Raw genomic sequence first — 25,623 nt, 5'->3', positions numbered from 1 at the left:
GCCTTAAGGCTTGGGGTATTGCGAGGCGATGAACGACTTATCCAGTTCTGTCAAACGGGTGGGCCAGGGGATTGCCGGCTGCTTCCATAGTACGTCGCTGCTGAAGCCGTAATGCATGATTGAGTTTTTATCGTATTCGGAGGCAGCGACATTTTTTCCGGCAAGGCGCTGGAGAATGTCTTTATGGATGGCTTCATCCGACCCATGGCCTTTGAAGTGTCTGTAGACGGCCGGCGTATTAAAATCAATCGTTCTATCGGGGTGTAAATGTTCATGATGCAACCCTAGGGCATGCCCGAATTCATGGGCTGCAATCGCTTCGAACCTGGGGTTGTCGTAAGGGTTTGGCAGCACCATGGTCGGCAGGTAGAGGGGCACCTGTTGCGCGTTGGTGCCAAGTGCAGAGCTGCCTGATTGAGTCTCCCCATAGTCCAGCGCGATGCGTATATCTCCCTCTTCCCCTGAAACAAATTCAAAGGTCAGGTTGATATGCGGTAGCCAAAGATTCGCAGCTTTTTTTATCTGCGCCAGTGCTTTTTCGTCGGCATCATAGACAGCGATCTTCAGCGTGGAATTTTGCGGCCAGTATTTTTCAGGTGCTGAAACGGCGCGGGTTTTTCTTGAGTGGGATTTATCCGGGGACGTTTGATATATATCACTGTCGTGAGTGCGTATGGAGGTGAAACCGAGAGTTGCTGTGCTCAGGTTTGTCATCGTGCCATGTCCACATTGTTCAAAACGTTAATGAACATTGAGTGGTACTTGTGGCTGATAGGATTCCACCGTTTATCATTTTTACGCAAACAGCTACTTATGCAGCGCAGTGTCGTTCCTATGGCGCTGCCCGCACTTTATTTACAGTGCGGGCAGCGCAGGGATGTTCAGCGACGGCTTATGAAGTCGCGAATCCGTTCTGCCGCTTCCACACACTCCGCCAACGGCGCCACCAGCGCCAGGCGTACGCGCCCGGCACCCGGGTTGAAGCCGTCGACTTCGCGCGACAGGTATGAGCCCGGCACTACGGTCACGTGTTCTTCCACAAACAAGTCACGGCAGAACGCGGCATCGTCGCCCTTCACGTTCGGCCACAGATAGAAGCCGCCGTCTGGGGCCTGTACATCCAGCACGGGCTTGAGAATGGCCAGCACGGCGTCGAATTTCTCCCGATACAGGTCACGGTTGGCCAATACGTGAGCTTCATCCTGCCAGGCAGCAATGCTGGCCAGCTGGGTTTGCACCGGCATCGCGCAACCGTGATAGGTGCGGTACAGCAGGAAGGCCTTGAGGATATCGGCATCGCCAGCCACGAAACCCGAGCGCAGGCCCGGCAGGTTGGAGCGCTTGGACAGGCTGTGGAACACCACGCAACGCTTGAAGTCCTGGCGGCCCAGTTCCACGCAGGCGCTGAGCAGGCCTGGCGGCGGGGTTTGTTCGTCGAAGTACAGCTCGCTGTAGCACTCGTCGGCGGCGATCACGAAGTCATATTCGTCGGCCAGGGCGATGAGCTTTTTCAGGGTCTCGACCGGGATCAGCGCACCGGTCGGGTTGCCGGGTGAGCACAGGAACAGGATCTGGCAGCGTTTCCAGATGTCTGGCGAGACGGCGTCGAAATCCGGGTTGAAACCATCGCTGTCCAGGCACGGCAGGTAATGCGGCTTGGCCCCGGCCAGGAAGGCCGCGCCTTCGTAGATCTGATAGAACGGGTTGGGGCTGACCACCAGTGCATCGTCAGCGCGGTTGACCACGGTTTGGGTGAAGGCAAACAGCGCCTCGCGGGTACCGTTGACCGGCAGGATGTTGCGCGCCGGGTCCAGCCAGCCTGTGGGCACGTTGAAGCGCCGCTCGCACCAGGCGCCGATAGCCTCGCGCAGGGCCGGGATGCCCAGAGTGGTCGGGTACACCGCCATCTGGTCGAGGTTATCCGCCAGGGCCCTGGCTACGAAGGCTGGGGATTTGTGCTTCGGCTCGCCGATGGACAGCGCGATCGGGCGTTTGTCCGGGTTAGGCGTGACGCTGCCGAGCAGGGCGCGCAGTTTCTCGAACGGGTAGGGCTGGAGCTGGTTCAGGGCGTTGTTCATGTAAGCCTCTTACGGTCAGCACGCACTCTGTGGGAGCTGGCTTGCCTGCGATGGCATCACTGTGGTCTGCCTGATAGACCAAGGTGTCTGCATCGCAGGCAAGCCAGCTCCCACATGAATCGTGTCCACAAAGTTAAAATCAAATGGTCAGTCTGGTCAGCTCGACACCCGGTTCCTGGGTCACGCTCAACTGTTGCACGATGGCTTCCTGCAAGCGCAGGCACAGCTGCGGGTCGGACAGCGGTTGGTTGTCGGCGTCGGTAATGAAAAACACGTCTTCCACGCGCTCTCCCAGGGTCGCAATCTTGGCGTTTTGCAACGACAGGTCGAATTCCAGGAAGATCCCGCCGATGCGCGCCAGCAAGCCTGGGCGGTCGGGTGCGCTGAGTTCCAGCACTGTGACCGGGCGCTGGGCGTCATTGGAAATGGTCACCTGGGGCGCAAACGCAAAGTGCTTGAGCTGGCGCGGTACCCGACGCTGGATGATGGTCGGGTAGTCGTCCGGGTTGCGCAAAGCCTCGGTAAGGCCTTCACGGATCTTTTTCACGCGTGCGGGGTTGTCGCCGATCGAGTCGCCTTCGGTGTCGAGCACGATATAGGTGTCGAGGGTGAACTGGCTGCTGGACGTGATAACCCGCGCGTCATGGATGTTCAGGTTGAGCTGGTCCATGGCGGCCACGGTTACGGCGAAGAAGTCGTGCTGGTCCGGCGCGTAGATGAAGATCTGCGTGCCGCCCTCGAATTCACGCTGGGTGGTTTCCTTGATCAGCACCAGTGGCCCGCCGTCGGCCGGCTGCTGCAGGATTGCGTCACTGTGCCAGGCCACGTCGCCGGCGGTGTGGCGCAGGAAGTAATCATCGCCCAGTTGCGACCACAGCTGTTCGACGTCATCCGGGTCGTTACCGCCGCGAACGAGGATATCCAGGGCCGCGCTTTGGGTGCGGCGGATCTGCTCTTCGCGATCTACCGGGTTTTCCAGGCCACGGCGCAGCGCGCGCTTGGTCTCGGTGTAGAGCTGGCGCAACAGGCTGGCGCGCCAGGAGTTCCACAGTGTCGGGTTGGTGGCGTTGATGTCGGAGACGGTCAGCACGTAGAGGTAGTCGAGGCGGGTTTCATCGCCGACGATCCCGGCAAAGTCATGAATCACCTGCGGGTCGGACAAGTCTTTGCGCTGGGCGGTGGTCGACATCACCAGGTGGTTCTGCACCAGCCAGACGATCAGGCGGCTGTCCCACAGCGGCAGCTGGTGGCGCTGGCAGAAGGCTTCAGCATCGACCGCGCCCACTTCGGAGTGGTCGCCATGCCGGCCTTTGCCGATGTCGTGGTACAGGCCGGCCAGGTAGATCAGCTCGGGCTTGGGCAACTTGGCCATGAGCTTGCTGGCCAGCGGGAATTTCTCCGACACCTGGGTGTACTGCAACTTGCGCAGGTGTTTGATCAAATTGAGCGTGTGGGCGTCCACGGTATAGATGTGGAACAGGTCGTGTTGCATCTGCCCGACGATAAAGCCGAACTCCGGCAGGTAGCGGCCGAGGATGCCGTAACGGTTCATGCGCCGCAGGTTGCGGTGGATGCCGATCTTGCACTTGAACAGTTCGATAAACAGGCTGGTGTTGCGGATATCGTTGCGAAATTCGTCGTCGATCAGGTGACGGTTTTCCCGCAGCAGGCGGATGGTGTCGGCGCGCACGCCTTTGATTTCCGGCTGCTGGGCCATCAGCACGAAGATTTCCAGCATGGCGAACGGTGTGCGGCGGAACACATTGTCGTTGCGCGCCTCGATATAGCCGTCGTGCAGTTGGAAGCGCGAGTTGATAGGCAGCGGTGGGGCTTCGTCCTCCGGGGCCAGAATCACTTCTTCAAAGTGCTGGATGATCAGGTCGCTGAGCTGGGCAATGCTCATGACCACGCGGTAATACTGCTGCATGAAGCTTTCGATGCTAGTTTTGGCGTCTTCGCCTTCAAACCCCAGCAGGGTGGCGATGGAGCGCTGATGGTCGAACAGCAGACGGTCTTCGGAGCGCCCGGCGAGCATGTGCAGGGCGTAACGCACCTTCCACAGGAACTCCTGGGACGAGGCCAGCAGGGCATTTTCGCTCTCGACCAGAAAGCCTTCGCCAGCCAGGGCGCGCAGGTTGAGGGTGCCGTATTGGCGACGAGCCACCCACAGGATGGTCTGGATGTCGCGCAGCCCGCCCGGTGAGCCTTTGACGTTGGGCTCCAGGTTGTATTCGGTGTCGTTGTACTTGTGATGCCGGGCTTTTTGCTCGGCACGCTTGGCCAGGAAGAACTCCTTGCTCGGCCACATATGCGCAGTGCTGGTGACCTCCAGCATGCGCTGGCGCAGGCGTTCGGGGCCGGCGATGGTGCGGCTTTCCATCAGGTTGGTGATCACGGTAAGGTCGGCGCGCGCCTCTTCGGCGCACTCGTCCACCGAGCGCACGCTCTGGCCGACTTCCAGGCCGATGTCCCACAACAGCGTCAGAAAACGCTCGATGGAATCGCGAAAGATCTCATGGTCGGCACTGTCCAGCAGGATCAGCAGGTCGATGTCGGAGTAGGGGTGCAGCTCGCCGCGACCGTAGCCGCCCACCGCCACCAGGGCGATGTCGGCGTCTTCACTCCAACTGAACTGTTCCCAGGCCTTTTGCAGGATGTTGTCGACGAACCAGGCGCGGTCCTCGATCAGACGACGAATGTCGCGGCCGCTGCGAAAGCGCGCATCGAGCACCTCGCGGGCCTGGCGGATAGCCTTCTTGAAGGCGGCGATGGGGCTTGCCTTCAGGGCCAGTTCGGCCTGGAACTGGCCACGGTCGAAGAGTTCGGGATCCACCTGGGGCATCGATCGGCTTTCCTATCTGTCTATGGAGTCAGTCACAACGGTGTCGCTGGAAAACCGAGGCAACCATTACGCCGAGACGCGAGGGATCGTGTCGTCTGCGCGCAGGGTGAAGATCTCGTAGCCGGTTTCGGTGACGAGCAGGGTGTGTTCCCATTGGGCCGAGAGCTTGCGGTCCTTGGTGATGGCGGTCCAGCCGTCGCCCAGCACCTTGGTGTCGGCCTTGCCCTGGTTGATCATCGGCTCGATGGTGAAGGTCATGCCTGCCTTGAGTTCCATGCCGGTGCCGGCGCGGCCGTAGTGCAGAATCTGCGGTTCTTCGTGGAATACGGTGCCGATACCGTGGCCACAGAATTCGCGCACCACCGAAAAGCCGTTCTTCTCTGCGTGCTTCTGGATCACTTCACCGATGTCGCCCAGGCGGCAGCCAGGTTTTACGATCTCGATCGCCTTGTACATGCATTCCTGGGTGACCTGGGACAGGCGCTCAGCCCAGACCGGCACGTTGCCGACGTGGAACATACGGCTGGTATCGCCAAAATAGCGGTCCTTGATCACGGTAACGTCGATGTTCAGGGTGTCGCCGTCCTTCAACGGCTTGTCGCCTGGAATCCCGTGGCAGACCACGTGGTTGACCGAGGTGCAGATCGACTTGGGGAAGCCCTTGTAGTTCAGGGGGGCAGGGATGGCCTTCTGCACGTTGACTATATAGTCGTGGCAGATCTGGTTCAGGGTTTCGGTGGTGACGCCTGGCTTGACATGCTCGGCAATCATTTCCAGCACGTCGGCAGCCAGTTTGCCGGCAATGCGCATGCCGGCGATGTCTTCGGCGGTTTTCAAACTAACGGTCATACAGGCTCTCTCTAGCGCGACGCGCTGAAATCAATACGGTTTACGGGCGTGCGACAAATGGTTACGAAATTCGCACAAGCCTCAAAAAACGCGATTCTAACAGACGCTGGCGTCAAATCATGAGCCTCTGATGATCGCTTCTCTCTATAGAGTAGGGGTATGTTGGCTCTATTCAAGGGGTTACGCGAACGCGGTGGCCGGCAAATGTGATTGCGGGTTTCGTTTTCGTCCTTCGTGTGGTATAAAATGCGCCGCTTTCCGGGGATACCCCGCAAAGCTTAAATCCACACACGTGTCGACACGATGACCTGGGTGCCGGAGGCCTTGATGCCGCTGGTTGGTCATTGGGATACGTGGAGGCCAAACCCGACTTATTAAGGAACTATCATGTCCCAAGTCAACATGCGCGATATGCTGAAGGCCGGTGTGCACTTCGGTCACCAGACCCGTTACTGGAACCCGAAAATGGGTAAATACATTTTCGGCGCGCGTAACAAGATCCACATTATCAACCTTGAAAAAACCCTGCCAATGTTCAACGAAGCGCTGACTTTCGTAGAGCGTCTGGCCCAGGGCAAAAACAAGATCCTGTTTGTCGGCACCAAGCGTTCCGCTGGCAAGATCGTTGCTGAAGAAGCAGCACGTTGCGGTTCGCCGTACGTCGATCACCGCTGGTTGGGCGGCATGCTGACCAACTTCAAAACCATCCGTGCTTCCATCAAGCGTCTGCGTGACCTTGAAGTGCAAGCCGAAGACGGTACTTTCGCCAAGCTGACCAAGAAAGAAGCGCTGATGCGCACTCGCGATCTTGAGAAGCTCGATCGTTCCCTGGGTGGTATCAAGGACATGGGCGGTCTGCCTGACGCACTGTTCGTTATCGACGTTGATCACGAGCGCATCGCGATCACCGAAGCCAACAAGCTGGGCATCCCGGTTATCGGCGTAGTCGATACCAACAGCAGCCCGGAAGGCGTTGACTACATCATCCCAGGCAACGATGACGCAATCCGCGCTATCCAGCTGTACATGGGTTCGATGGCTGACGCTGTAATCCGTGGTCGCAACCACGTTGCTGGTGGTACCGAGCAGTTCGTTGAAGAAGCTCCGGTAGCTGCCGCTGAGTAATTAGCGCCCTGGCGTTAACTCAGTAAGCAAAAAGGGGGCTTGGCCCCCTTTTTGCCACCTCGAAAACCATTTGTCGGCAGCGCAGCTACAACTTCTGTAACGTGCAGCGGCCTACAAGGGTGATTCGGGAAGAATTGATCGCCCGTTTGATCGGGTGGAATGGTTGAAAACCTATCCAAGAGGATTTTGAAATGGCAGAGATTACTGCAGCGTTGGTTAAAGAACTGCGTGAGCGTACCGGCGAAGGCATGATGGATTGCAAAAAGGCCTTGACCAAGGCTGGCGGCGACATCGAAAAAGCCATCGACGACATGCGTGCTTCCGGCGCTATCAAGGCTGCCAAGAAAGCAGGCAACGTTGCTGCTGAAGGCGCTATCGCTCTGGTTGAAGACGGCAAGGCTGCCGTTCTGCTGGAAGTGAACTCCCAGACAGACTTCCTGGCTCTGCAGGACGACTTCAAGGCATTCGTTGCTGCCAGCGTCAAGAAGGCATTCGACGACAAGCTCACTACCGTTGAGCCGTTGATCGAAGCGCAAGAAGCTGATCGCCTGGTACTGGTCGGCAAGGTTGGCGAAAACGTCAACATCCGTCGCCTGGCTCGCATCGAAGGTGATGTGGTTGGTGGTTACCTGCACGGCAACAAAATCGGCGTTGTGGTTGCCCTGAAAGGCGGCGACGTTGAGCTGGCAAAAGACATCGCTATGCACGTAGCGGCCAGCAACCCTGAATTCCTGCTGCCATCGGAAGTCTCCGCTGACGCAATCGAACGCGAAAAAGCCGTGTTCCTGAGCCTCAACGCTGACAAGATCGCCGGCAAGCCGGAAAACATCGTTGAAAACATGATCAAAGGCCGTATCAGCAAGTTCCTGGCTGAAGCGAGCCTGGTTGAGCAGGCGTTCGTCAAGAACCCTGAAATCAAGGTTGGCGAACTGGCCAAGAAGGCCGGTGCTGAAATCGTTTCCTTCACCTACTACAAAGTAGGCGAGGGCATCGAGAAGCCGGTCGACAACTTCGCTGAAGAAGTTGCTGCCCAGCTGGCTGCCGCCAAGCAATAAGACAGTTTTCAACTGTCGCCGAAAGAGGCTGCCCGCTCACGCGCGCAGCCTCTTTTCAAATGGGAAGGCCAATTTTATTTGGTTTCCTGTCGGAACTGGCTTACAAAGCCGTGTTCCGATGGCGCTGTGACAGCGTCCAGCTAGAGTGAACGCAAGCCGTAAACGGCTCGCCAAGAATTTTTAAAAAATACGCCGCAGGAGAGATTCGCAATGGCTCAGCAGGGCAGTGGTTATCAGGCTCGCTATAAACGCATTCTACTCAAGCTCAGCGGCGAGGCCCTGATGGGCTCGGAAGAGTTCGGGATCGATCCCAAGGTGCTCGACCGCATGGCGCTCGAAGTCGGCCAACTGGTCGGCATCGGCGTACAAGTCGGCCTGGTGATTGGCGGCGGTAACCTGTTCCGTGGCGCGGCACTGAGTGCTGCCGGTATGGACCGTGTCACTGGCGACCACATGGGCATGCTGGCCACTGTGATGAACGCCCTGGCCATGCGCGACGCCCTGGAGCGCGCCAATATCTCGGCCATCGTGATGTCGGCTATTTCCATGGTTGGCGTGACTGATCACTATGATCGTCGCAAAGCCATGCGCCACCTGAACGCCAAAGAAGTGGTGATCTTTGCTGCCGGTACCGGCAACCCGTTCTTCACCACAGACTCGGCTGCTTGCCTGCGCGCCATCGAAATCGATGCCGACGTGGTGCTCAAGGCCACCAAGGTGGATGGCGTCTACACTGCCGACCCATTCAAAGACCCGCATGCCGAGAAGTTCGATCATCTGACCTACGATGAAGTGCTGGATCGCAAGCTGGGTGTGATGGACCTGACGGCTATTTGCCTGTGCCGCGACCACAAGATGCCGCTGCGCGTATTTAACATGAACAAGCCCGGTGCCCTGCTGAATATCGTACACGGCGGCGCGGAAGGGACTCTGATCGAGGAAGGCCAACAATGATCAACGAAATCAAGAAAGACGCTCAAGAGCGTATGCAAAAATCCCTGGAGTCTCTGGCCCATGCATTTGGCCAGATTCGTACCGGCAAGGCGCACCCAAGTATCCTGGGTAGCGTGATGGTGCCGTACTACGGCACAGATACCTCCATCACCCAGGTAGCCAACATCACCGTAAAAGACTCGCGCACCCTGCAAGTCGTGGCTTTTGAGCGCAACATGCTCGGCGCTGTCGACAAGGCCATCCAGAGCGCCGGCTTGAACCTCAACCCGACCAACCTGGGCGAGTTGTTGCTGATCTCCATGCCGGCCTTGACCGAGGAAACCCGTAAGGGCTTCACCAAGCAGGCGCGCAGCGCAGCTGAAGATGCACGGGTTGCAGTGCGTAACATCCGTCGTGATGCGCTGGGTGACCTGAAGAAGCTGGTCAAGGACAAGGAAATCAGCGAAGACGAAGAGCGTCGCGCCGTTGCTGAAATCGACAAGCTGACCAAAGATGCCGAGGCCCAGATCACCAAGGCCACGGACGATAAAGAAAAGGACCTGATGGCCGTATAAGGGGTCAGGACGCCTTCATGGAAAAGACCAAGCAGACTGTGCCCTCTGTGGTGCCGCGCCATGTCGCGATCATCATGGATGGGAATAATCGCTGGGCGAAGAAACGCTTTATGCCGGGTGTCGCCGGGCATAAAGCGGGTGTCGATGCAGTGCGCGCCGTGATTGAGGTGTGTGCCGAGGCCAAGGTCGAAGTGTTGACCTTGTTTGCCTTCTCCAGTGAGAACTGGCAACGGCCGGCCGAAGAAGTCAGCGCCTTGATGGACCTGTTCTTCAAGGCTTTGCGTCGTGAGGCCAAGCGCCTCAACGACAACAACATCAGCCTGCGTATCATCGGTGACCGTTCGCGGTTTCATCCGGAGCTGCAGGCGGCCATGCGCGAAGCTGAAGCCATCACCGCTGGCAGCGACCGCTTTGTACTGCAGATCGCGGCCAACTATGGCGGCCAGTGGGATATCGCCCAGGCCGCGCAGCGCCTGGCCCGCGAAGTACAGGCCGGGCACCTGCGGCCCGACGACATCACGCCCGAATTGCTGCAAACCTGCCTGGTGACCGGCGACCTGCCGTTGCCCGACCTGTGCATCCGTACCGGTGGCGAGCACCGCATCAGCAATTTCCTGTTGTGGCAGCTAGCCTACACCGAGCTGTACTTCTCCGACCTGTTCTGGCCGGACTTCAAACACGATGCCATGCGTAATGCGCTGGCCGATTTCGCTTCCCGTCAGCGCCGCTTCGGTAAAACGAGCGAGCAGATCGAAGCTGGAGCCCGGGTTTAAATGCTTAAACAACGAATCATCACCGCACTGATCCTGCTGCCGATTGCCTTGTGTGGGTTCTTCCTGCTCGACGGTTCCGGCTTTGCGCTGTTTATCGGCGTGGTCGTGACCCTGGGTGCCTGGGAGTGGGCGCGTCTGGCGGGCTTTACTGCGCAATTGCCGCGCGTGGTCTACGCCGCTGTCGTGGCGCTGTTGCTGTTTCTGATGCATACCCTGTCGAGCATCGTGGTGCCTTGGGTATTGGGCGCTGCAGTGCTGTGGTGGGCGCTCGCGACCTTCCTGGTGCTGACCTTTCCACGCACCAGCGGCCATTGGTCCAGTGTCGCCAGTAAATTGGTGATTGGCTTGCTGATTTTGCTGCCGGCCTGGCAAGGCCTGGTGGAAATCAAGAATGCGCCCATGGGCAACTGGTTGATCATGGCGGTGATGGTGCTGGTGTGGGGCGCGGATATTGGCGCCTACTTCTCCGGCCGCGCCTTCGGCAAGCGCAAGCTGGCCCCGGCTGTCAGCCCCGGCAAAAGCTGGGAAGGCGTCTACGGCGGCTTGGCGTTGACCTTGCTGATCACGCTGGTGGTGGGTGTGGTGCGCGACTGGTCGGTGAAGGAAATACTCCTGGCCCTGCTGGGTACGGCCGTCGTGGTGTTCATCTCGGTGGTGGGCGACCTGACTGAAAGCATGTTCAAGCGCCAGGCCGGAATCAAGGACAGCAGCAACCTGCTGCCGGGTCATGGCGGCGTGCTGGATCGTATCGACAGCCTTACCGCTGCGATTCCGATCTTTGCCGTACTGCTGTGGATGACGGCTTCGTGAGCCGCTTGCAACAGGTGACCGTGCTGGGTGCAACCGGCTCGATCGGGCTTAGCACCCTGGATGTGATTGCTCGCCACCCGGATCGTTATCAGGTGTTTGCCTTGACCGGCTTCACCCGTTTGGCCGAGCTGCTGGCCCTGTGCGTGCGTCACACGCCGCGCTTTGCCGTAGTGCCTGAAGTGGCGGCAGCCCGTGGCTTGCAGCAACAACTGCAGGCTGCCGGGCTGGTCACGCAAGTGCTGGTCGGTGAGGAAGGTTTGTGCCAGGTGTCGGCGGATGCCGAGGTGGACACTGTGGTGGCGGCCATTGTCGGCGCGGCGGGTTTGCGCCCGACCCTGGCGGCGGTGGATGCCGGCAAGAAGATCCTGCTGGCCAATAAAGAGGCGCTGGTGATGTCCGGCACGCTCTTTATGCAGGCGGTACGCAAGAGCGGCGCGGTGTTGCTGCCCCTCGACAGTGAGCACAACGCAATCTTCCAGTGCATGCCCGGCGATTTTGCCCGCGGCTTGAGCCAGGTGGGTGTGCGGCGGATTCTTCTTACGGCATCCGGTGGCCCGTTCCGGCAAACTCCACTGGCTGATCTGGAGCACGTGTCGCCGGATCAGGCCTGTGCACACCCGAACTGGTCCATGGGGCGCAAGATTTCCGTGGACTCGGCGAGCATGATGAACAAAGGCCTGGAGTTGATCGAAGCGTGTTGGTTGTTCGACGCTCGGCCCGATCAGGTGGAAGTGGTGATCCACCCGCAAAGTGTGATTCATTCCCTGGTCGACTATGTGGACGGTTCGGTGTTGGCGCAGTTGGGTAACCCGGACATGCGCACGCCGATCGCCAATGCTTTGGCCTGGCCGGAGCGAATTGACTCGGGTGTCGCGCCGTTGGACCTGTTCGCGGTTGCGCGCCTGGACTTCGAGGCGCCGGACGAGCAACGCTTCCCCTGCCTGCGTTTGGCGCGGCAAGCGGCAGAGGCGGGCAACAGCGCGCCGGCGATGCTCAATGCGGCAAACGAGGTGGCTGTGGCGGCGTTTCTGGACGGGCGTATTCGCTTCCCACAGATCCCGAGTATCATCGAGGAAGTTTTGAGCCTTGAGCCCGTTGTGGCAGTGGATGATTTAGGTGCAGTGTTCGAGGCCGATGCAAAGGCCCGTACCCTCGCCGAGCAATGGTTGAACCGCAACGCGCGTTAGTCTGTGGGCGGGTTTGAGCCCTCAGGCACTGGATTGGAATGCGGAGAAATTAGATGAGTGCGCTCTACATGATTGTCGGCACCCTGGTTGCTCTGGGTGTGCTGGTTACCTTCCACGAATTCGGCCACTTTTGGGTGGCGCGTCGTTGCGGCGTCAAGGTACTGCGCTTTTCCGTCGGTTTCGGCATGCCGTTGCTGCGTTGGCATGATCGGCGTGGCACCGAATTCGTGATTGCGGCCATTCCGCTGGGTGGCTACGTCAAGATGCTCGACGAGCGTGAAGGCGAAGTGCCCGCCGATCAGTTGGACCAGTCCTTCAATCGCAAGACCGTTCGTCAGCGTATCGCGATTGTGGCTGCCGGTCCGATCGCCAACTTCCTGTTGGCGATGGTGTTCTTCTGGGTCCTGGCCATGATGGGCAGCCAGCAGGTGCGCCCGGTCATCGGCGCGGTCGAAGCGGACAGCATGGCGGCCAAGGCCGGCCTGGTCGCAGGGCAAGAAATTGTTTCCATTGATGGCGAGCCGACCACGGGTTGGGGCGCGGTCAATTTGCAACTGGTACGCCGCATGGGTGAAAGCGGCACCATTAATGTGCTGGTGCGCGAACCCGATTCCACTGCCGAGACGCCTCGCGCCCTGGCCCTGGACCATTGGCTCAAGGGGGCGGATGAGCCTGATCCGATCAAATCGCTGGGGATTCGTCCTTGGCGCCCGGCCTTGCCGCCGGTGCTGGCCGAGCTGGACCCGAAAGGCCCGGCGCAAGCCGCAGGTCTGAAAACCGGTGACCGCTTGTTGGCCCTTGATGGTCAGGCGCTGGGCGACTGGCAGCAAGTGGTCGACCTGGTGCGTGTACGTCCTGATACCAAAATTGTGCTGAAAGTTGAGCGCGATGGTGCTCAAATCGACGTCCCTGTGACCCTGGCGGTACGTGGGGAAGCCAAGGCAGCCGGGGGTTACCTGGGTGCCGGGGTAAAAGGTGTCGACTGGCCACCTTCGATGGTACGGGAGGTCAGCTTCGGGCCGTTGGCCGCAATTGGCGAGGGTGCAAAACGCACTTGGACCATGAGTGTGCTGACCCTCGAATCGCTCAAGAAAATGTTGTTCGGCGAGCTCTCGGTAAAAAACTTGAGTGGACCGATAACCATTGCTAAAGTGGCGGGCGCTTCTGCCCAGTCGGGTGTCGCGGATTTCCTGAATTTCCTGGCTTATCTGAGTATTAGCCTTGGAGTTCTGAATTTGCTGCCCATTCCAGTATTGGATGGGGGGCATCTGTTGTTTTATCTGGTCGAGTGGGTGCGTGGTCGCCCCTTGTCGGATCGGGTGCAGGGTTGGGGGATACAGATCGGTATCAGTTTGGTGGTCGGAGTGATGTTGTTAGCTCTGGTCAACGATCTGGGACGACTGTAACGCTTCGCTGAATTGCGAATCTGCCGCATTTTGCGGCAGTTTGTTTATTGCCAGTTGGAATAAGAAAGGACTTCATGAAACGTCTGCTGCTAACTGCGGTTCTCACCGTATTGATGATCGCCGAAGTTCACGCCGAGTCCTTCACTATCTCCGATATTCGCGTCAACGGCCTCCAGCGGGTTTCCGCCGGTAGCGTCTTTGGTGCCTTGCCGTTGAACGTCGGGGAACAGGCGGATGATCGTCGCCTGGTGGAATCCACTCGTGCGCTGTTCAAAACCGGGTTCTTTCAAGATATCCAGCTGGGTCGCGAAGGTAACGTCCTGGTCATCACCGTCGTTGAGCGACCTTCCGTCGCCAGTATCGAGATCGAGGGTAACAAGGCGATCTCCACTGAAGACTTGATGAAGGGTCTCAAGCAATCCGGCCTGGCCGAAGGCGAGATCTTCCAGCGCGCCACCCTCGAGGGTGTGCGTAACGAACTGCAACGTCAGTACGTTGCCCAGGGTCGCTACTCCGCGTCCGTGGAAACCGAAGTGATCCCGCAGCCTCGTAACCGTGTTGGCCTCAAGGTCAAGATCAACGAAGGCACCGTGGCGGCCATCCAGCACATCAACGTGGTGGGTAACACCAAGTTTGCTGATGACGACCTGATCGACCTGTTCGAACTCAAGACCACCAACTGGCTGTCGTTCTTCAAGAACGATGACAAGTACGCCCGTGAAAAACTGTCCGGTGACCTGGAACGTCTGCGTTCCTACTACCTGGACCGTGGCTATATCAACATGGATATCGCTTCGACCCAGGTGTCCATCACTCCGGACAAAAAACACGTATACATCACCGTCAACGTCAACGAAGGTGAGAAATACACCGTGCGTGACGTCAAGCTCAGCGGCGACCTGAAAGTCCCTGAAGACCAGGTGAAGTCGCTGTTGCTGGTGCAGAAAGACCAGGTGTTCTCGCGCAAGCTGATGACCACCACGTCCGAACTGATCACCCGTCGTCTGGGTAACGAAGGCTATACCTTTGCCAACGTCAACGGCGTGCCGACCCCGCACGATGAAGACCACACTGTGGACATCACCTTCGTTGTCGACCCAGGCAAGCGTGCCTACGTGAACCGCATCAACTTCCGTGGCAACACCAAGTCTGCGGACGAAGTGCTGCGTCGCGAGATGCGTCAGATGGAAGGTGGCTGGGCGTCGACTTACCTGATCGACCAGTCAAAGACCCGTCTTGAGCGCCTGGGCTTCTTTAAGGAAGTCAACGTCGAAACCCCGGCCGTACCGGGTGTGGATGACCAGGTTGACGTGAACTACGCCGTTGAAGAACAGGCGTCGGGCTCGATCACCGCCAGCGTCGGTTTCGCACAGAGCGCCGGCCTGATCCTCGGTGGTTCGATCACCCAGAACAACTTCCTCGGTACCGGTAACAAGGTCTCCATCGGCCTGACCCGAAGCGAATACCAGAGCCGCTATAACTTCGGTTATGTCGACCCCTACTGGACTGCTGACGGTGTGAGCCTGGGCTACAACGCCTTCTACCGCACCACCGACTACAAAGACCTTAACGTAGACGTTGCCAGCTACGCGATCGACAGCCTCGGCGCCGGTGTCAACATCGGTTACCCGATCAGCGAGACTTCGCGTCTGACCTTCGGTTTTACTGCGCAACAGGACAAAATCAAGACCGGTGTGTACACCACGGACGAGATTTTCGACTTCGTGCGCCGTGAAGGTGACCAGTTCCTGAACTTCAAGGCGTCGGTTGGCTGGTCGGAATCGACCCTGAACAAAGGTGTACTGGCGACTCGTGGTCATTCCCAAAGCCTGACTGCTGAAGCCACCACGCCGGGCAGCGACCTGTCGTTCTTCAAGCTCGACTACCGTGGCCAGTTGTTCCAGCCCCTGAGCGACAACTACACCGTGCGCCTGCACACCGAACTGGGTTATGGCGACGGTTATGGTTCGACCAGTGGTCTGCCGTTCTATGAGAACTACTATGCAGGTGGCTTCAACTCGGTTCGTGGCTTCAAGGACAGCACCTTGGGCCCGCGTGGTACGCCGAGTCGTGGTCAAGCGGTAACCGGTAACCAAGGCACGCTTGCTGATTCCAACAATGACGCTCTGGCATTCGGTGGTAACGTACTGATCCAGGGTGGTGCTGAACTTCTGTTCCCGCTGCCATTCGTCAAGGATCAGCGTTCGCTGCGTACTTCGGTCTTCTGGGACGTGGGTAACGTGTTCGACTCCAAGTGCCAGCAGGTCAACAACCCGGCTCCTGGTTCTGTGTCCCAAACACAGTGCAACGACGTCAGCCTGAGCAACCTCGCCAGCTCCGTAGGTGTGGGTGTGACGTGGGTGACTGCACTTGGCCCATTGAGCTTTGCTTTGGCCATGCCGATCAAGAAACCGGATAACGCTGAAACCCAGATTTTCCAATTCTCCCTCGGCCAGACGTTCTAAGCGTCTGACCCAAGATAACGACAACGGATTCTGTAGGAGTACATCGTGCGTAAGTTGACTCAATTGGTTCTGCTGGCCACTGTGCTGGTAACCACCCCGGCCTTCGCCGAAATGAAAATCGCCGTCCTGAACTATCAGATGGCCCTGCTGGAATCCGACGCGGCCAAGCGTTACGCCGTGGATGCCGAGAAGAAGTTCGGTCCGCAACTGACCAAGCTCAAGACGCTGGAAAGCAGTGCCAAGGGTATCCAGGATCGTCTGGTAGCCGGTGGCGACAAAATGCAGCAAGGCGAGCGTGAGCGTCTGGAGCTTGAGTTCAAGCAAAAGGCCCGCGACTACCAGTTCCAGTCCAAGGAACTGAACGAAGCCAAAGCCGTTGCTGACCGTGAAATGCTCAAGCAGCTCAAGCCTAAGCTCGACAGCGCTGTGGAAGAAGTCATCAAGAAAGGTGCCTTTGACCTGGTGTTCGAGCGCGGCGCCGTGATTGACGTCAAGCCTCAATACGACATCACCCGCCAGGTGATCGAGCGCATGAACCAGCTGAAGTAAGCCATGACCGCGACTATCAAGCTCGGCGAGTTGGCCGAGTTCCTGGGGGCCACCTTGCGTGGCTCCAAGGAGAAAGAAATCACTGGGCTAGCCACCTTGCAGGAGGCTGGCCCAGCTCAGTTGAGCTTCCTCGCAAATCCCCAATACCGTAAATACCTGGTCGACAGCCAAGCCGCAGCCGTATTGCTGAAGGCCGCTGACGCCGAAGGGTTTGCCGGGGATGCGCTGGTGGTTGCCGACCCTTACCTGGCGTATGCCCGGGCGTCGCACCTGTTCGATCCAAAACCCAAGGCGGCGGCTGGTATTCATCCGTCGGCCGTGATTGCCGATGATGCCCAGGTTGACCCTGCGGCCAGCATTGGTGCGTTTGCGGTGATCGAGAGTGGTGCGCGCATTGCTGCCGGCGTCACGGTGGGGGCTCATTGCTTTATCGGTGCGCGCTGTGAAATCGGCGCCGATGGTTGGCTGGCACCGCGCGTTACCCTGTACCACGACGTGCGTATTGGTGCGCGGGTGGTCATTCAGTCGGGCGCCGTGATCGGTGGCGAAGGTTTCGGTTTTGCCAACGCCAAAGGCATCTGGCACAAAATTGCCCAGGTCGGCGGCGTATTGATCGGCGATGACGTGGAAATCGGTGTCAACACCGCTGTGGATCGCGGGGCCTTGGCCGATACCGTGCTCGGTAACGGTGTGAAGCTCGACAACCAGATCCAGATCGCCCACAACGTGCAGATTGGCGATCACACCGCCATGGCGGCGTGCGTAGGCATCTCCGGCAGTACCAAGATCGGCAAGCATTGCATGCTCGCCGGTGGCGTAGGCCTGGTGGGTCATATTGAAGTTTGCGACAACGTCTTCATCACCGGCATGACCATGGTGACCCACTCGATTACCGAGCCGGGTTCCTATTCTTCCGGTACGGCCATGCAGCCGGCGGCTGAATGGCGCAAAAGTGCGGCACGTTTGCGCAAGATCGACGACATGGCCCGACGCCTCAAGCAGGTCGAAAAGCGTGTCGAGGACGTGACCCCTGGCGGTAATGCTTCATCAGAAGGCTGATACCATTTCCATATCAAGTGTGCACAGCCGCTAGACTGCCTCCTTGATTTGCTAGCGGGGCGTGCGTTTAGTTCGCCCGCCCCCAATCTTTATTACAGGCTTCCCCCCGAAATGATGGACATCAACGAGATTCGCGAATACCTGCCTCACCGTTACCCGTTCCTGCTGGTGGACCGAGTAGTGGACCTCAACGTCGAGGAAAAGCGCATTCGTGCCTACAAGAATGTCAGCATCAACGAACCGTTCTTCAATGGTCACTTCCCTGCGCATCCCATCATGCCGGGCGTGCTGATCATTGAGGCGATGGCCCAGGCTGCCGGTATCCTTGGTTTCAAAATGCTCGACCTCAAGCCTGCCGACGGCACGCTTTACTATTTCGTGGGTTCCGACAAATTGCGCTTTCGCAACCCGGTCACCCCTGGTGACCAGTTGATCCTGGAAGCCAAGTTCATCAGCTGCAAGCGCCAGATCTGGAAGTTCGAATGCCAGGCTTCGGTGGACGGCAAGCCGGTGTGCTCCGCCGAGATCATCTGCGCGGAACGCAAACTATGAGTTTGATTGACCCTCGCGCAATCATCGATCCGTCGGCCGTTCTGGCCGCCGACGTTGAGGTCGGCCCTTGGTCGATCGTCGGCGCAGGTGTTGAAATCGGCGAGGGGACTGTCATCGGGCCACACGTGATCCTCAAAGGTCCGACCCGCATTGGCAAACACAATCGCATCTACCAGTTTTCCTCGGTAGGCGAAGACACCCCGGACATGAAGTACAAGGGTGAAGAGACACGCCTGGTAATCGGTGATCACAACATCATCCGTGAAGGTGTGACCATTCACCGGGGCACTGTGCAGGATCGTGCCGAAACCACCTTGGGTGACCACAATTTGATCATGGCCTATGCACATATCGGCCATGACAGTGTGATCGGCAACCATTGCATCCTGGTCAACAACACGGCGCTGGCCGGCCATGTGCACGTTGACGATTGGGCGATCCTGTCCGGCTTCACACTGGTTCACCAGTATTGCCATATCGGCGCCCACAGCTTTTCCGGCATGGGCACCGCGATCGGCAAGGATGTTCCTGCATTTGTCACGGTGTTCGGCAACCCCGCCGAAGCCCGCAGCATGAACTTCGAAGGCATGCGCCGTCGTGGTTTCAGCGAAGATGCGATTCACGCCCTGCGCCGCGCCTATAAGACGGTTTACCGTCAGGGGCTCACGGTTGAACAGGCCCTGACTGAACTGACCGAGCCGGCAGCGTTGTTCCCGGAAGTCGCGGTGTTCCGTGACTCTATCCAGGCATCGACCCGCGGCATCACCCGCTGATCATGGCTAACCTGCGAATTGCGCTGGTGGCCGGTGAAGCTTCCGGCGATATTCTGGGCGCTGGCCTGATGCGGGCACTCAAGGCCCAGCATCCTGCAGTGGAGTTTATCGGTGTGGGCGGCCCGCTTATGCAGGCCGAAGGTCTGACCTCCTACTTTCCCATGGAGCGCCTGTCGGTCATGGGGCTGGTGGAAGTGCTGGGCCGCCTGCGTGAGTTGCTGGCACGCCGCAAGCTGCTGATTCAGACCCTGATCGAAGAAAAGCCCGACGTCTTTATTGGCATCGATGCGCCGGACTTCACCCTCAATATCGAACTCAAGTTGCGTCAGGCCGGCATCAAGACCGTGCATTACGTCAGCCCGTCCGTATGGGCGTGGCGGCAAAAGCGCGTGCTGAAGATCCGTGAGGGTTGCGACTTGATGCTGACCTTGCTGCCGTTCGAAGCCAGGTTTTACGAAGAGAAGGGCGTGCCGGTGCGGTTTGTCGGGCATACCTTGGCCGACACTATCCCACTGCAAGCTGATCGCGCCGCCGCGCGCGCCGAACTGGGCTTGCCCGACGGTCCGCTGGTGGCATTGATGCCGGGCAGTCGTGGCGGTGAAGTCGGGCGTCTGGCCAGTGTGTTTTTCGAGGCTGCCGAACGCCTGCAAGCTTTAAAGCCTGGCGTGCGTTTCGTATTGCCCTGCGCCAGCCCGCAACGGCGTGCACAAATCGAGACGTTGCTCGAAGGCCGCACTCTGCCGTTGACCTTGCTCGACGGCCAGTCGCACCTGGCGCTTGCCGCCTGTGATGCGGTGCTCATCGCCTCGGGCACCGCGACCCTGGAAGCGCTGCTGTACAAGCGCCCAATGGTGGTGGCTTATCGCCTGGCGCCGCTGACGTTCTGGATTCTCAAGCGCATGGTCAAGAGCCCTTACATCTCCTTGCCTAACCTGCTGGCCCAACGCCTGCTGGTGCCGGAGTTGTTGCAGGACGATGCAACGCCCGAAGCCCTGGCACAAACCCTACTACCCTTGATCGACGGCGGCGAAGAGCAGACCCGTGGTTTTGACGACATCCACCGCACCCTGCGGCGTGATGCATCGAACCAGGCGGCCGATGCCGTATTAACCTTGATCGGGCAAAAACAGGACGCTTTATGACCACGCAAATGGGCCTGGATTTCAGTCTGGTCGCGCACGTCGACGCACTGGTCGCCGGTGTGGATGAAGTGGGGCGTGGCCCGTTGTGTGGCGCGGTGGTGACGGCGGCGGTGATTCTCGACCCAAATCGCCCGATCCTCGGTCTCAATGACTCGAAAAAACTCACCGAAGCGCGCCGTGAAAAGCTCTACGACGAGATTTGCGAAAAAGCGTTGAGCTGGCATATCGCCCGGGCTGAAGTCGAAGAGATCGATGAGCTGAACATTCTTCACGCCACCATGCTGGCCATGCAGCGCGCCGTTGAAGGGCTGCACATCACACCGAAAATGGCGATGATCGACGGCAACCGCTGCCCCAAACTGGCGATGCCTTCAGAAGCCGTGGTCAAGGGGGATAGCAAGGTTCCGGCGATTGCCGCCGCCTCGATCCTGGCCAAGGTCAGCCGCGACCGCGAAATGGCGGCGTTTGAATTGATCTATCCGGGCTACGGCATCGGTGGTCATAAAGGTTACCCGACGCCCGTTCATCTGGAAGCCCTGGCTCGCCTGGGCCCGACGCCGATCCATCGTCGCTCGTTCGCCCCGGTCCGCCAGGCTTACGAGGCGCGCGAGAGCCTCATCGAGGTTTAGTCGCGAGGCTGATGTTTTGCTCAAGGCCCGGTACAATCCGGGCCTTGTTGTCTCCATGTATTAGAACAGGATCACTATGCCGGCTTCATTCGTTCACCTGCGCCTGCACACTGAATACTCCCTGGTCGACGGCCTGGTACGGATCAAACCGCTGGTCAAAACCCTGGTGGGCATGAACATGCCTGCGGTGGCGGTTACCGATCAAAACAACATGTGTTCCCTGGTCAAATTCTACAAAAACGCCATGGGCGCCGGCATCAAGCCGATCTGTGGCGTCGACCTGTGGCTGTCGAACAAAGACCCGGATAACCCACTGAGCCGCATCAGCCTGTTGGCGATGAATGGCGTGGGTTATCGCAACCTCACCGAATTGATCTCCCGCGGGTTTATTGACGGCCAGCGCAACGGCTCGATCATCATTGAGCGTGAGTGGGTGGCTGAAGCGAGCGAGGGCGTGATCATGCTCTCGGCGGCCAAGGAAGGTGAGATCGGTATCGCGCTGCTGGGCGGCAACCCCCAGGAAGCCGAAGTGCTGGCCCGCGAGTGGATGGACGTGTTTCCCGATCGCTTCTACCTGGAAGTCCAGCGCACCAACCGCCCCAACGATGAAGAGCACCTGCACGCCGCCGTGGCCCTGGCCGACAAGCTGGGCGCGCCGCTGGTTGCGACCAACGATGTGCGCTTTATCAAGAAGGAAGATTTCGAGGCCCACGAAACCCGCGTGTGCATCGGCGAAGGCCGGGCCCTGGATGACCCGCGTCGCTCCAAGAACTACAGCGAAGAGCAGTACCTCAAAAGCGCCGATGAAATGGCCGAGCTGTTCAGCGACCTGCCTGAGGCGCTGGAAAACTCGGTCGAAATCGCCAAGCGCTGCAATATCGAAGTGAAGCTGGGCAAGCACTTCCTGCCCAACTTCCCGATTCCCGATGGTATGACCATCGACGAGTATTTCCGCAAGGTGTCGTTCGATGGCCTGGAAGAGCGCTTAAGCGTTCTGCTGCCCAAGGACACCACCGAAGACTACGACGCCAAGCGCCAGGTCTACGTTGACCGGCTGAATTTCGAGCTGGATATCATTATCCAGATGGGGTTCCCGGGTTACTTCCTGATCGTGATGGACTTTATCCAGTGGGCCAAGAGCAACGGCGTGCCCGTAGGCCCAGGCCGTGGATCGGGTGCCGGGTCGCTGGTGGCCTATGTGCAGAAGATCACCGACCTTGACCCGCTGGAATACGACCTGCTGTTCGAACGGTTCCTGAACCCGGAACGGGTTTCCATGCCCGACTTCGACGTCGACTTCTGCATGGACGGTCGCGACCGTGTGATCGAGTACGTGGCCGAGAAATACGGCCGCAACGCCGTGAGCCAGATCATCACCTTCGGCTCCATGGCGGCCAAGGCCGTAATCCGTGACGTGGCGCGGGTGCAAGGCAAGTCCTACGGCCTGGCGGACCGTCTGTCGAAGATGATTCCGTTTGAAGTCGGCATGACCCTTGAGAAGGCTTATGAGCAGGAAGAAATCCTGCGCGACTTCATCAAGGTCGATGAAGAAGCCGCCGAAATCTGGGACATGGCGCGCAAACTCGAAGGTGTGGTGCGTAACGTCGGTAAACACGCCGGCGGTGTGGTGATCGCGCCGACCAAGCTCACGGACTTTTCGCCCATTTATTGCGACGAAGAAGGCGATGGCCTGGTAACCCAGTTCGACAAGGATGACGTGGAGGCGGCTGGCCTGGTGAAGTTCGACTTCCTCGGCCTGCGAACCCTGACGATCATCGACTGGGCGCTCAAGACCATCAACCGCGAACGCGCCAAGGTCGACGAAGAGCCGCTGGATATCGCGTTCATCCCGCTGGACGACAAGCCGACTTACCAACTGCTGCAAAAAGCCGAAACCACGGCGGTGTTCCAGCTTGAGTCGCGCGGCATGAAAGAGCTGATCAAAAAGCTCAAGCCCGACTGCCTGGAAGACTTGATCGCACTGGTGGCCCTGTTCCGTCCTGGCCCGCTGCAATCGGGCATGGTGGATGACTTTATCAACCGTAAGCACGGTCGCGCCGAACTGGCGTATCCGCACTCCGATTACCAGTATGAAGGCCTCAAGCCGGTACTGGCACCGACCTACGGCATCATCCTGTATCAAGAACAGGTGATGCAGATTGCCCAGGTGATGGCGGGTTACACCCTCGGCGGCGCAGACATGCTGCGTCGGGCCATGGGTAAGAAAAAACCCGAGGAAATGGCCAAGCAACGCGGCGGTTTCATTGAGGGTTGCGCCACCAACAATATCGACGCGGACCTGGCCGGTAACATTTTCGACCTGGTAGAGAAGTTCGCCGGTTACGGCTTCAACAAATCCCACTCCGCCGCCTACGGCCTGGTGTCGTACCAGACCGCCTGGCTGAAAGCCCACTACCCGGCGCCGTTCATGGCGGCGGTACTCTCGGCGGATATGCACAACACCGACAAGGTCGTGACCTTGATCGAGGAAGTGCGCACCATGAAACTGCGCCTCGACGCGCCGGACGTGAACGCCTCGGAGTTCAAGTTCACGGTGAACGACGAAGGCCGCATCATCTATGGCCTGGGCGCCATCAAGGGCGTGGGCGAAGGCCCGGTCGAGGCGATCACCGAGGCGCGTCAGCATGGGCCGTTCGAGGATCTGTTCGACTTCTGCGCACGGGTTGACCTCAAGCGTATCAACAAGCGCACCCTCGATGGTTTGATCCGCAGTGGCGCGCTTGACCGTCTCGGCCCGTATTTCCATGATGAGCCCAAGGCTTACCAGGCGAATATCGACCGCAACCGTGCGGTGCTGCTCACCGCCATGGAAGAAGCGATCAAGGCCGCCGAACAGACCGCCCGCACCCATGACAGTGGCCACGCCGACCTGTTTGGCGGGCTGTTTGTCGAGGAAGATGCCGATGTTTATGCCAACCATCGCAAGGCCAAGGAGCTGACCCTCAAGGAGCGTCTCAAGGGTGAGAAAGACACCCTGGGCCTGTACCTGACCGGTCACCCGATAGACGAGTACGAAGGTGAAATACGTCGTTTCGCCCGCCAGCGCATTATCGACCTGAAGCCGGCGCGCGATACCCAGACCGTCGCCGGCATGATCATCGCCCTGCGGGTGATGAAAAATAAGAAGGGCGACAAAATGGGCTTTATCACCCTTGATGACCGCTCGGGCCGCATCGAGGCGTCGCTGTTTGCCGATGCGTTCCACTCCGCGCAGTCGCTGCTTCAGACCGATGCCATGGTGGTGGTGGAAGGTGAGGTCAGCAACGATGACTTCTCCGGCGGCCTGCGCCTGCGGATCAAGCGGGTGATGAGCATGGAAGATGCGCGCACCAACCTGGCCGAAAGCCTGCGCCTGAAGGTCAAGACCGAAGCCCTCAAAGGCGATCAGCTACGCTGGTTGGGTGACCTGCTCAAACGTCACCGTGGCGCGTGCCCGGTGACCATGGAGTACACCGGTAATGACGCCAAGGCGATGTTGCAGTTTGGCGAGACATGGCGAATTGATCCCGCTGATGGCTTGATTCAAGCTTTGCGTGACCAGTTCGGGCGAGACAACGTCTTCCTCCAATACCGCTGACGGTCAGATAACTCTGATCTCGGCTGAACATTTAATCTCGACCTAAACGCGCCTCTCCCTTAAGGTAGGGCGCGAATAGACAACCGGCTGGCCAGGCACTCCCTGGCCGTCGACCCAAGACGGACGCTTATGAACCCGAATTTTCTTGATTTCGAACAGCCGATCGCTGACCTGCAAGCCAAGATTGAAGAACTGCGCCTGGTCGGCAATGACAATTCGCTGAATATCGGCGATGAGATCGCTCGCCTGCAAGACAAGAGCAGCACGCTTACCGAAGACATCTTCGGCAAGCTGACCAGCTGGCAGATCGCGCGCCTGGCCCGCCACCCGCGCCGTCCGTACACCCTGGACTACATTCAGCATATTTTCACCGAGTTCGACGAGCTGCATGGCGACCGCCACTTCTCTGACGACGCAGCCATCGTGGGCGGTATCGCTCGCCTGGACGACCAGCCAGTGATGGTGATCGGTCACCAGAAAGGCCGTGAAGTGCGTGAAAAGGTGCGCCGCAACTTCGGCATGCCGCGCCCGGAAGGCTACCGCAAGGCCTGCCGTCTGATGGAAATGGCCGAACGCTTCAAGATGCCGATCCTGACCTTCATCGACACTCCGGGTGCCTACCCGGGTATCGACGCCGAAGAGCGCAACCAGAGCGAAGCGATCGCCTGGAACCTGCGCGTCATGTCCCGCTTGAAAACCCCGATCATCGCCACCGTGATTGGTGAAGGTGGTTCCGGCGGTGCGCTGGCCATTGGTGTGTGCGACCAACTGAACATGCTGCAATATTCGACCTACGCGGTTATTTCGCCGGAAGGTTGCGCCTCGATCCTGTGGAAAACCGCCGAAAAAGCGCCGGACGCTGCCGAAGCCATGGGCATCACCGCCGATCGCCTCAAAGGCCTGGGCATTGTTGACAAGGTTATCGCCGAGCCGTTGGGCGGCGCCCATCGCGACCCGGCTGCCGCGGCTGCGACTATCCGTGCCGAGCTGGGTTCGCAACTGGCGATGCTCAAGAAGCTGGACAACGAAGCGCTGCTCAAGCGCCGTTATGAGCGCCTGATGAGCTACGGCCTCTAAGTCGACGCAGTACCCAATGTGGGAGCTGGCTTATGTGGGCGCTGGCTTGCCAGCGATAGCATCAACTCGGTGTAACAGATGAACCGAGTTGTCTGCATCGCGGGCAAGCCCGGCTCCCACACAAGCCCGCTCCCACATTTGCTTTG

At 59.0% G+C, this 25,623-nt stretch carries 21 protein-coding genes; 17 read left to right on the top strand and 4 right to left on the bottom strand.

The features are described 5' to 3' along the window. Positions 1-3 precede the first annotated feature (3 nt). The 4 genes from ASE80_RS02675 to map all read right to left on the bottom strand — a co-directional run bounded on the left by ASE80_RS02675 (position 4) and on the right by map (position 5,769). Positions 4-714: a M12 family metallopeptidase gene (locus tag ASE80_RS02675; RefSeq protein WP_056857541.1), complete on the bottom strand. Its 711-nt coding sequence runs from the start codon at positions 712-714 to the stop codon at positions 4-6. A gap of 167 nt (positions 715-881) precedes the next feature. Further along, a complete protein-coding gene (gene dapC / locus ASE80_RS02670; RefSeq protein ID WP_056857540.1) occupies positions 882-2,078 on the bottom strand; it encodes a succinyldiaminopimelate transaminase in 1,197 nt (398 codons plus the stop codon). Between the two features lie 139 nt (positions 2,079-2,217). After that, entirely contained in the window at positions 2,218-4,920 is a 2,703-nt protein-coding gene (locus ASE80_RS02665) for a [protein-PII] uridylyltransferase (protein WP_056857539.1), read from the bottom strand. 66 nt (positions 4,921-4,986) lie between these two features. After that, positions 4,987-5,769, bottom strand: coding sequence for a type I methionyl aminopeptidase (map, locus tag ASE80_RS02660; protein WP_032877377.1), 783 nt, complete (start codon positions 5,767-5,769; stop codon positions 4,987-4,989). Between the two features lie 387 nt (positions 5,770-6,156). Here map and rpsB point away from each other — a divergent pair, with 387 nt between their 5' ends. The 17 genes from rpsB (at position 6,157) to ASE80_RS02575 (ending at position 25,477) form a co-directional block, all read left to right on the top strand. Beyond that, a complete protein-coding gene (gene rpsB, locus ASE80_RS02655) occupies positions 6,157-6,894 on the top strand; it encodes a 30S ribosomal protein S2 (protein ID WP_003219330.1) in 738 nt (245 codons plus the stop codon). A 191-nt stretch (positions 6,895-7,085) separates the two neighbouring features. Further along, on the top strand, positions 7,086-7,949 hold the full coding sequence (tsf, locus tag ASE80_RS02650) for a translation elongation factor Ts (RefSeq protein WP_053254736.1): 864 nt from the start codon (positions 7,086-7,088) through the stop codon (positions 7,947-7,949). Between the two features lie 210 nt (positions 7,950-8,159). After that, positions 8,160-8,903, top strand: coding sequence for a UMP kinase (gene pyrH, locus ASE80_RS02645; RefSeq protein ID WP_003172271.1), 744 nt, complete (start codon positions 8,160-8,162; stop codon positions 8,901-8,903). Then, the gene (gene frr, locus ASE80_RS02640) at positions 8,900-9,457 is read left to right on the top strand and encodes a ribosome recycling factor (RefSeq protein ID WP_056857538.1); all 558 of its coding nucleotides are present in this window, start codon (positions 8,900-8,902) and stop codon (positions 9,455-9,457) included. Before pyrH ends, frr begins: the two co-directional genes overlap by 4 nt. 17 nt (positions 9,458-9,474) lie before the next feature. Beyond that, positions 9,475-10,230 carry a polyprenyl diphosphate synthase gene (gene uppS / locus ASE80_RS02635; protein ID WP_056857537.1) on the top strand — a complete coding sequence of 252 codons (756 nt, stop codon included), beginning with the start codon at positions 9,475-9,477 and terminating at the stop codon, positions 10,228-10,230. After that, complete coding sequence (locus tag ASE80_RS02630) at positions 10,231-11,040, top strand: phosphatidate cytidylyltransferase (RefSeq protein WP_056857536.1); 810 nt, start codon at positions 10,231-10,233, stop codon at positions 11,038-11,040. Next, a complete protein-coding gene (gene ispC / locus ASE80_RS02625) occupies positions 11,037-12,227 on the top strand; it encodes a 1-deoxy-D-xylulose-5-phosphate reductoisomerase (protein ID WP_056857535.1) in 1,191 nt (396 codons plus the stop codon). The genes ASE80_RS02630 and ispC overlap by 4 nt, the downstream gene beginning before the upstream one ends. Positions 12,228-12,280: 53 nt before the next feature. Further along, entirely contained in the window at positions 12,281-13,633 is a 1,353-nt protein-coding gene (gene rseP, locus ASE80_RS02620) for a sigma E protease regulator RseP (protein WP_056857534.1), read from the top strand. A gap of 74 nt (positions 13,634-13,707) precedes the next feature. Further along, positions 13,708-16,098 (top strand): outer membrane protein assembly factor BamA, encoded by a 2,391-nt coding sequence (gene bamA / locus ASE80_RS02615; protein WP_056857533.1) that lies wholly within the window; start codon positions 13,708-13,710, stop codon positions 16,096-16,098. Between the two features lie 45 nt (positions 16,099-16,143). Further along, on the top strand, positions 16,144-16,647 hold the full coding sequence (locus tag ASE80_RS02610; protein ID WP_003189173.1) for an OmpH family outer membrane protein: 504 nt from the start codon (positions 16,144-16,146) through the stop codon (positions 16,645-16,647). A 3-nt stretch (positions 16,648-16,650) separates the two neighbouring features. Beyond that, a complete protein-coding gene (gene lpxD, locus ASE80_RS02605; RefSeq protein WP_056857532.1) occupies positions 16,651-17,706 on the top strand; it encodes a UDP-3-O-(3-hydroxymyristoyl)glucosamine N-acyltransferase in 1,056 nt (351 codons plus the stop codon). A gap of 111 nt (positions 17,707-17,817) precedes the next feature. Beyond that, positions 17,818-18,258, top strand: coding sequence for a 3-hydroxyacyl-ACP dehydratase FabZ (gene fabZ / locus ASE80_RS02600; RefSeq protein WP_003172281.1), 441 nt, complete (start codon positions 17,818-17,820; stop codon positions 18,256-18,258). Then, positions 18,255-19,031 (top strand): acyl-ACP--UDP-N-acetylglucosamine O-acyltransferase, encoded by a 777-nt coding sequence (gene lpxA, locus ASE80_RS02595; RefSeq protein WP_056857531.1) that lies wholly within the window; start codon positions 18,255-18,257, stop codon positions 19,029-19,031. Before fabZ ends, lpxA begins: the two co-directional genes overlap by 4 nt. 2 nt (positions 19,032-19,033) lie before the next feature. Next, entirely contained in the window at positions 19,034-20,173 is a 1,140-nt protein-coding gene (gene lpxB / locus ASE80_RS02590; RefSeq protein WP_056857530.1) for a lipid-A-disaccharide synthase, read from the top strand. After that, positions 20,170-20,802 carry a ribonuclease HII gene (rnhB, locus tag ASE80_RS02585; protein WP_056857529.1) on the top strand — a complete coding sequence of 211 codons (633 nt, stop codon included), beginning with the start codon at positions 20,170-20,172 and terminating at the stop codon, positions 20,800-20,802. Before lpxB ends, rnhB begins: the two co-directional genes overlap by 4 nt. Before the next feature lie 76 nt (positions 20,803-20,878). Further along, complete coding sequence (gene dnaE / locus ASE80_RS02580; RefSeq protein WP_056857528.1) at positions 20,879-24,400, top strand: DNA polymerase III subunit alpha; 3,522 nt, start codon at positions 20,879-20,881, stop codon at positions 24,398-24,400. Between the two features lie 129 nt (positions 24,401-24,529). Next, positions 24,530-25,477, top strand: a complete 948-nt coding sequence (locus tag ASE80_RS02575; protein WP_017137153.1) for an acetyl-CoA carboxylase carboxyltransferase subunit alpha — start codon at positions 24,530-24,532, stop codon at positions 25,475-25,477. Positions 25,478-25,623: the final 146 nt, after the last annotated feature.

Origin of the sequence: Pseudomonas sp. Leaf15, assembly GCF_001421425.1 — a bacterium.
Lineage (GTDB): Bacteria > Pseudomonadota > Gammaproteobacteria > Pseudomonadales > Pseudomonadaceae > Aquipseudomonas > Aquipseudomonas salomonii.
Note: the sequence above shows the minus strand (reverse complement) of the source record. Positions and strands in the feature narration are given on the sequence as shown.

Excerpts from the sequence above, each read along its gene's own strand:
- rpsB (WP_003219330.1), top strand. The coding sequence starts at position 6,157 with ATGTCCCAAGTCAACATGCGCGATATGCTGAAGGCCGGTGTGCACTTC.
- ASE80_RS02575 (WP_017137153.1), top strand. The coding sequence starts at position 24,530 with ATGAACCCGAATTTTCTTGATTTCGAACAGCCGATCGCTGACCTGCAA.
- map (WP_032877377.1), bottom strand. The coding sequence starts at position 5,769 with ATGACCGTTAGTTTGAAAACCGCCGAAGACATCGCCGGCATGCGCATT.
- uppS (WP_056857537.1), top strand. The coding sequence starts at position 9,475 with ATGGAAAAGACCAAGCAGACTGTGCCCTCTGTGGTGCCGCGCCATGTC.
- pyrH (WP_003172271.1), top strand. The coding sequence starts at position 8,160 with ATGGCTCAGCAGGGCAGTGGTTATCAGGCTCGCTATAAACGCATTCTA.
- ASE80_RS02675 (WP_056857541.1), bottom strand. The coding sequence starts at position 714 with ATGACAAACCTGAGCACAGCAACTCTCGGTTTCACCTCCATACGCACT.
- frr (WP_056857538.1), top strand. The coding sequence starts at position 8,900 with ATGATCAACGAAATCAAGAAAGACGCTCAAGAGCGTATGCAAAAATCC.
- dapC (WP_056857540.1), bottom strand. The coding sequence starts at position 2,078 with ATGAACAACGCCCTGAACCAGCTCCAGCCCTACCCGTTCGAGAAACTG.
- fabZ (WP_003172281.1), top strand. The coding sequence starts at position 17,818 with ATGATGGACATCAACGAGATTCGCGAATACCTGCCTCACCGTTACCCG.
- tsf (WP_053254736.1), top strand. The coding sequence starts at position 7,086 with ATGGCAGAGATTACTGCAGCGTTGGTTAAAGAACTGCGTGAGCGTACC.
- ASE80_RS02630 (WP_056857536.1), top strand. The coding sequence starts at position 10,231 with ATGCTTAAACAACGAATCATCACCGCACTGATCCTGCTGCCGATTGCC.
- lpxD (WP_056857532.1), top strand. The coding sequence starts at position 16,651 with ATGACCGCGACTATCAAGCTCGGCGAGTTGGCCGAGTTCCTGGGGGCC.
- lpxB (WP_056857530.1), top strand. The coding sequence starts at position 19,034 with ATGGCTAACCTGCGAATTGCGCTGGTGGCCGGTGAAGCTTCCGGCGAT.
- lpxA (WP_056857531.1), top strand. The coding sequence starts at position 18,255 with ATGAGTTTGATTGACCCTCGCGCAATCATCGATCCGTCGGCCGTTCTG.
- bamA (WP_056857533.1), top strand. The coding sequence starts at position 13,708 with ATGAAACGTCTGCTGCTAACTGCGGTTCTCACCGTATTGATGATCGCC.
- rseP (WP_056857534.1), top strand. The coding sequence starts at position 12,281 with ATGAGTGCGCTCTACATGATTGTCGGCACCCTGGTTGCTCTGGGTGTG.
- rnhB (WP_056857529.1), top strand. The coding sequence starts at position 20,170 with ATGACCACGCAAATGGGCCTGGATTTCAGTCTGGTCGCGCACGTCGAC.
- dnaE (WP_056857528.1), top strand. The coding sequence starts at position 20,879 with ATGCCGGCTTCATTCGTTCACCTGCGCCTGCACACTGAATACTCCCTG.
- ASE80_RS02665 (WP_056857539.1), bottom strand. The coding sequence starts at position 4,920 with ATGCCCCAGGTGGATCCCGAACTCTTCGACCGTGGCCAGTTCCAGGCC.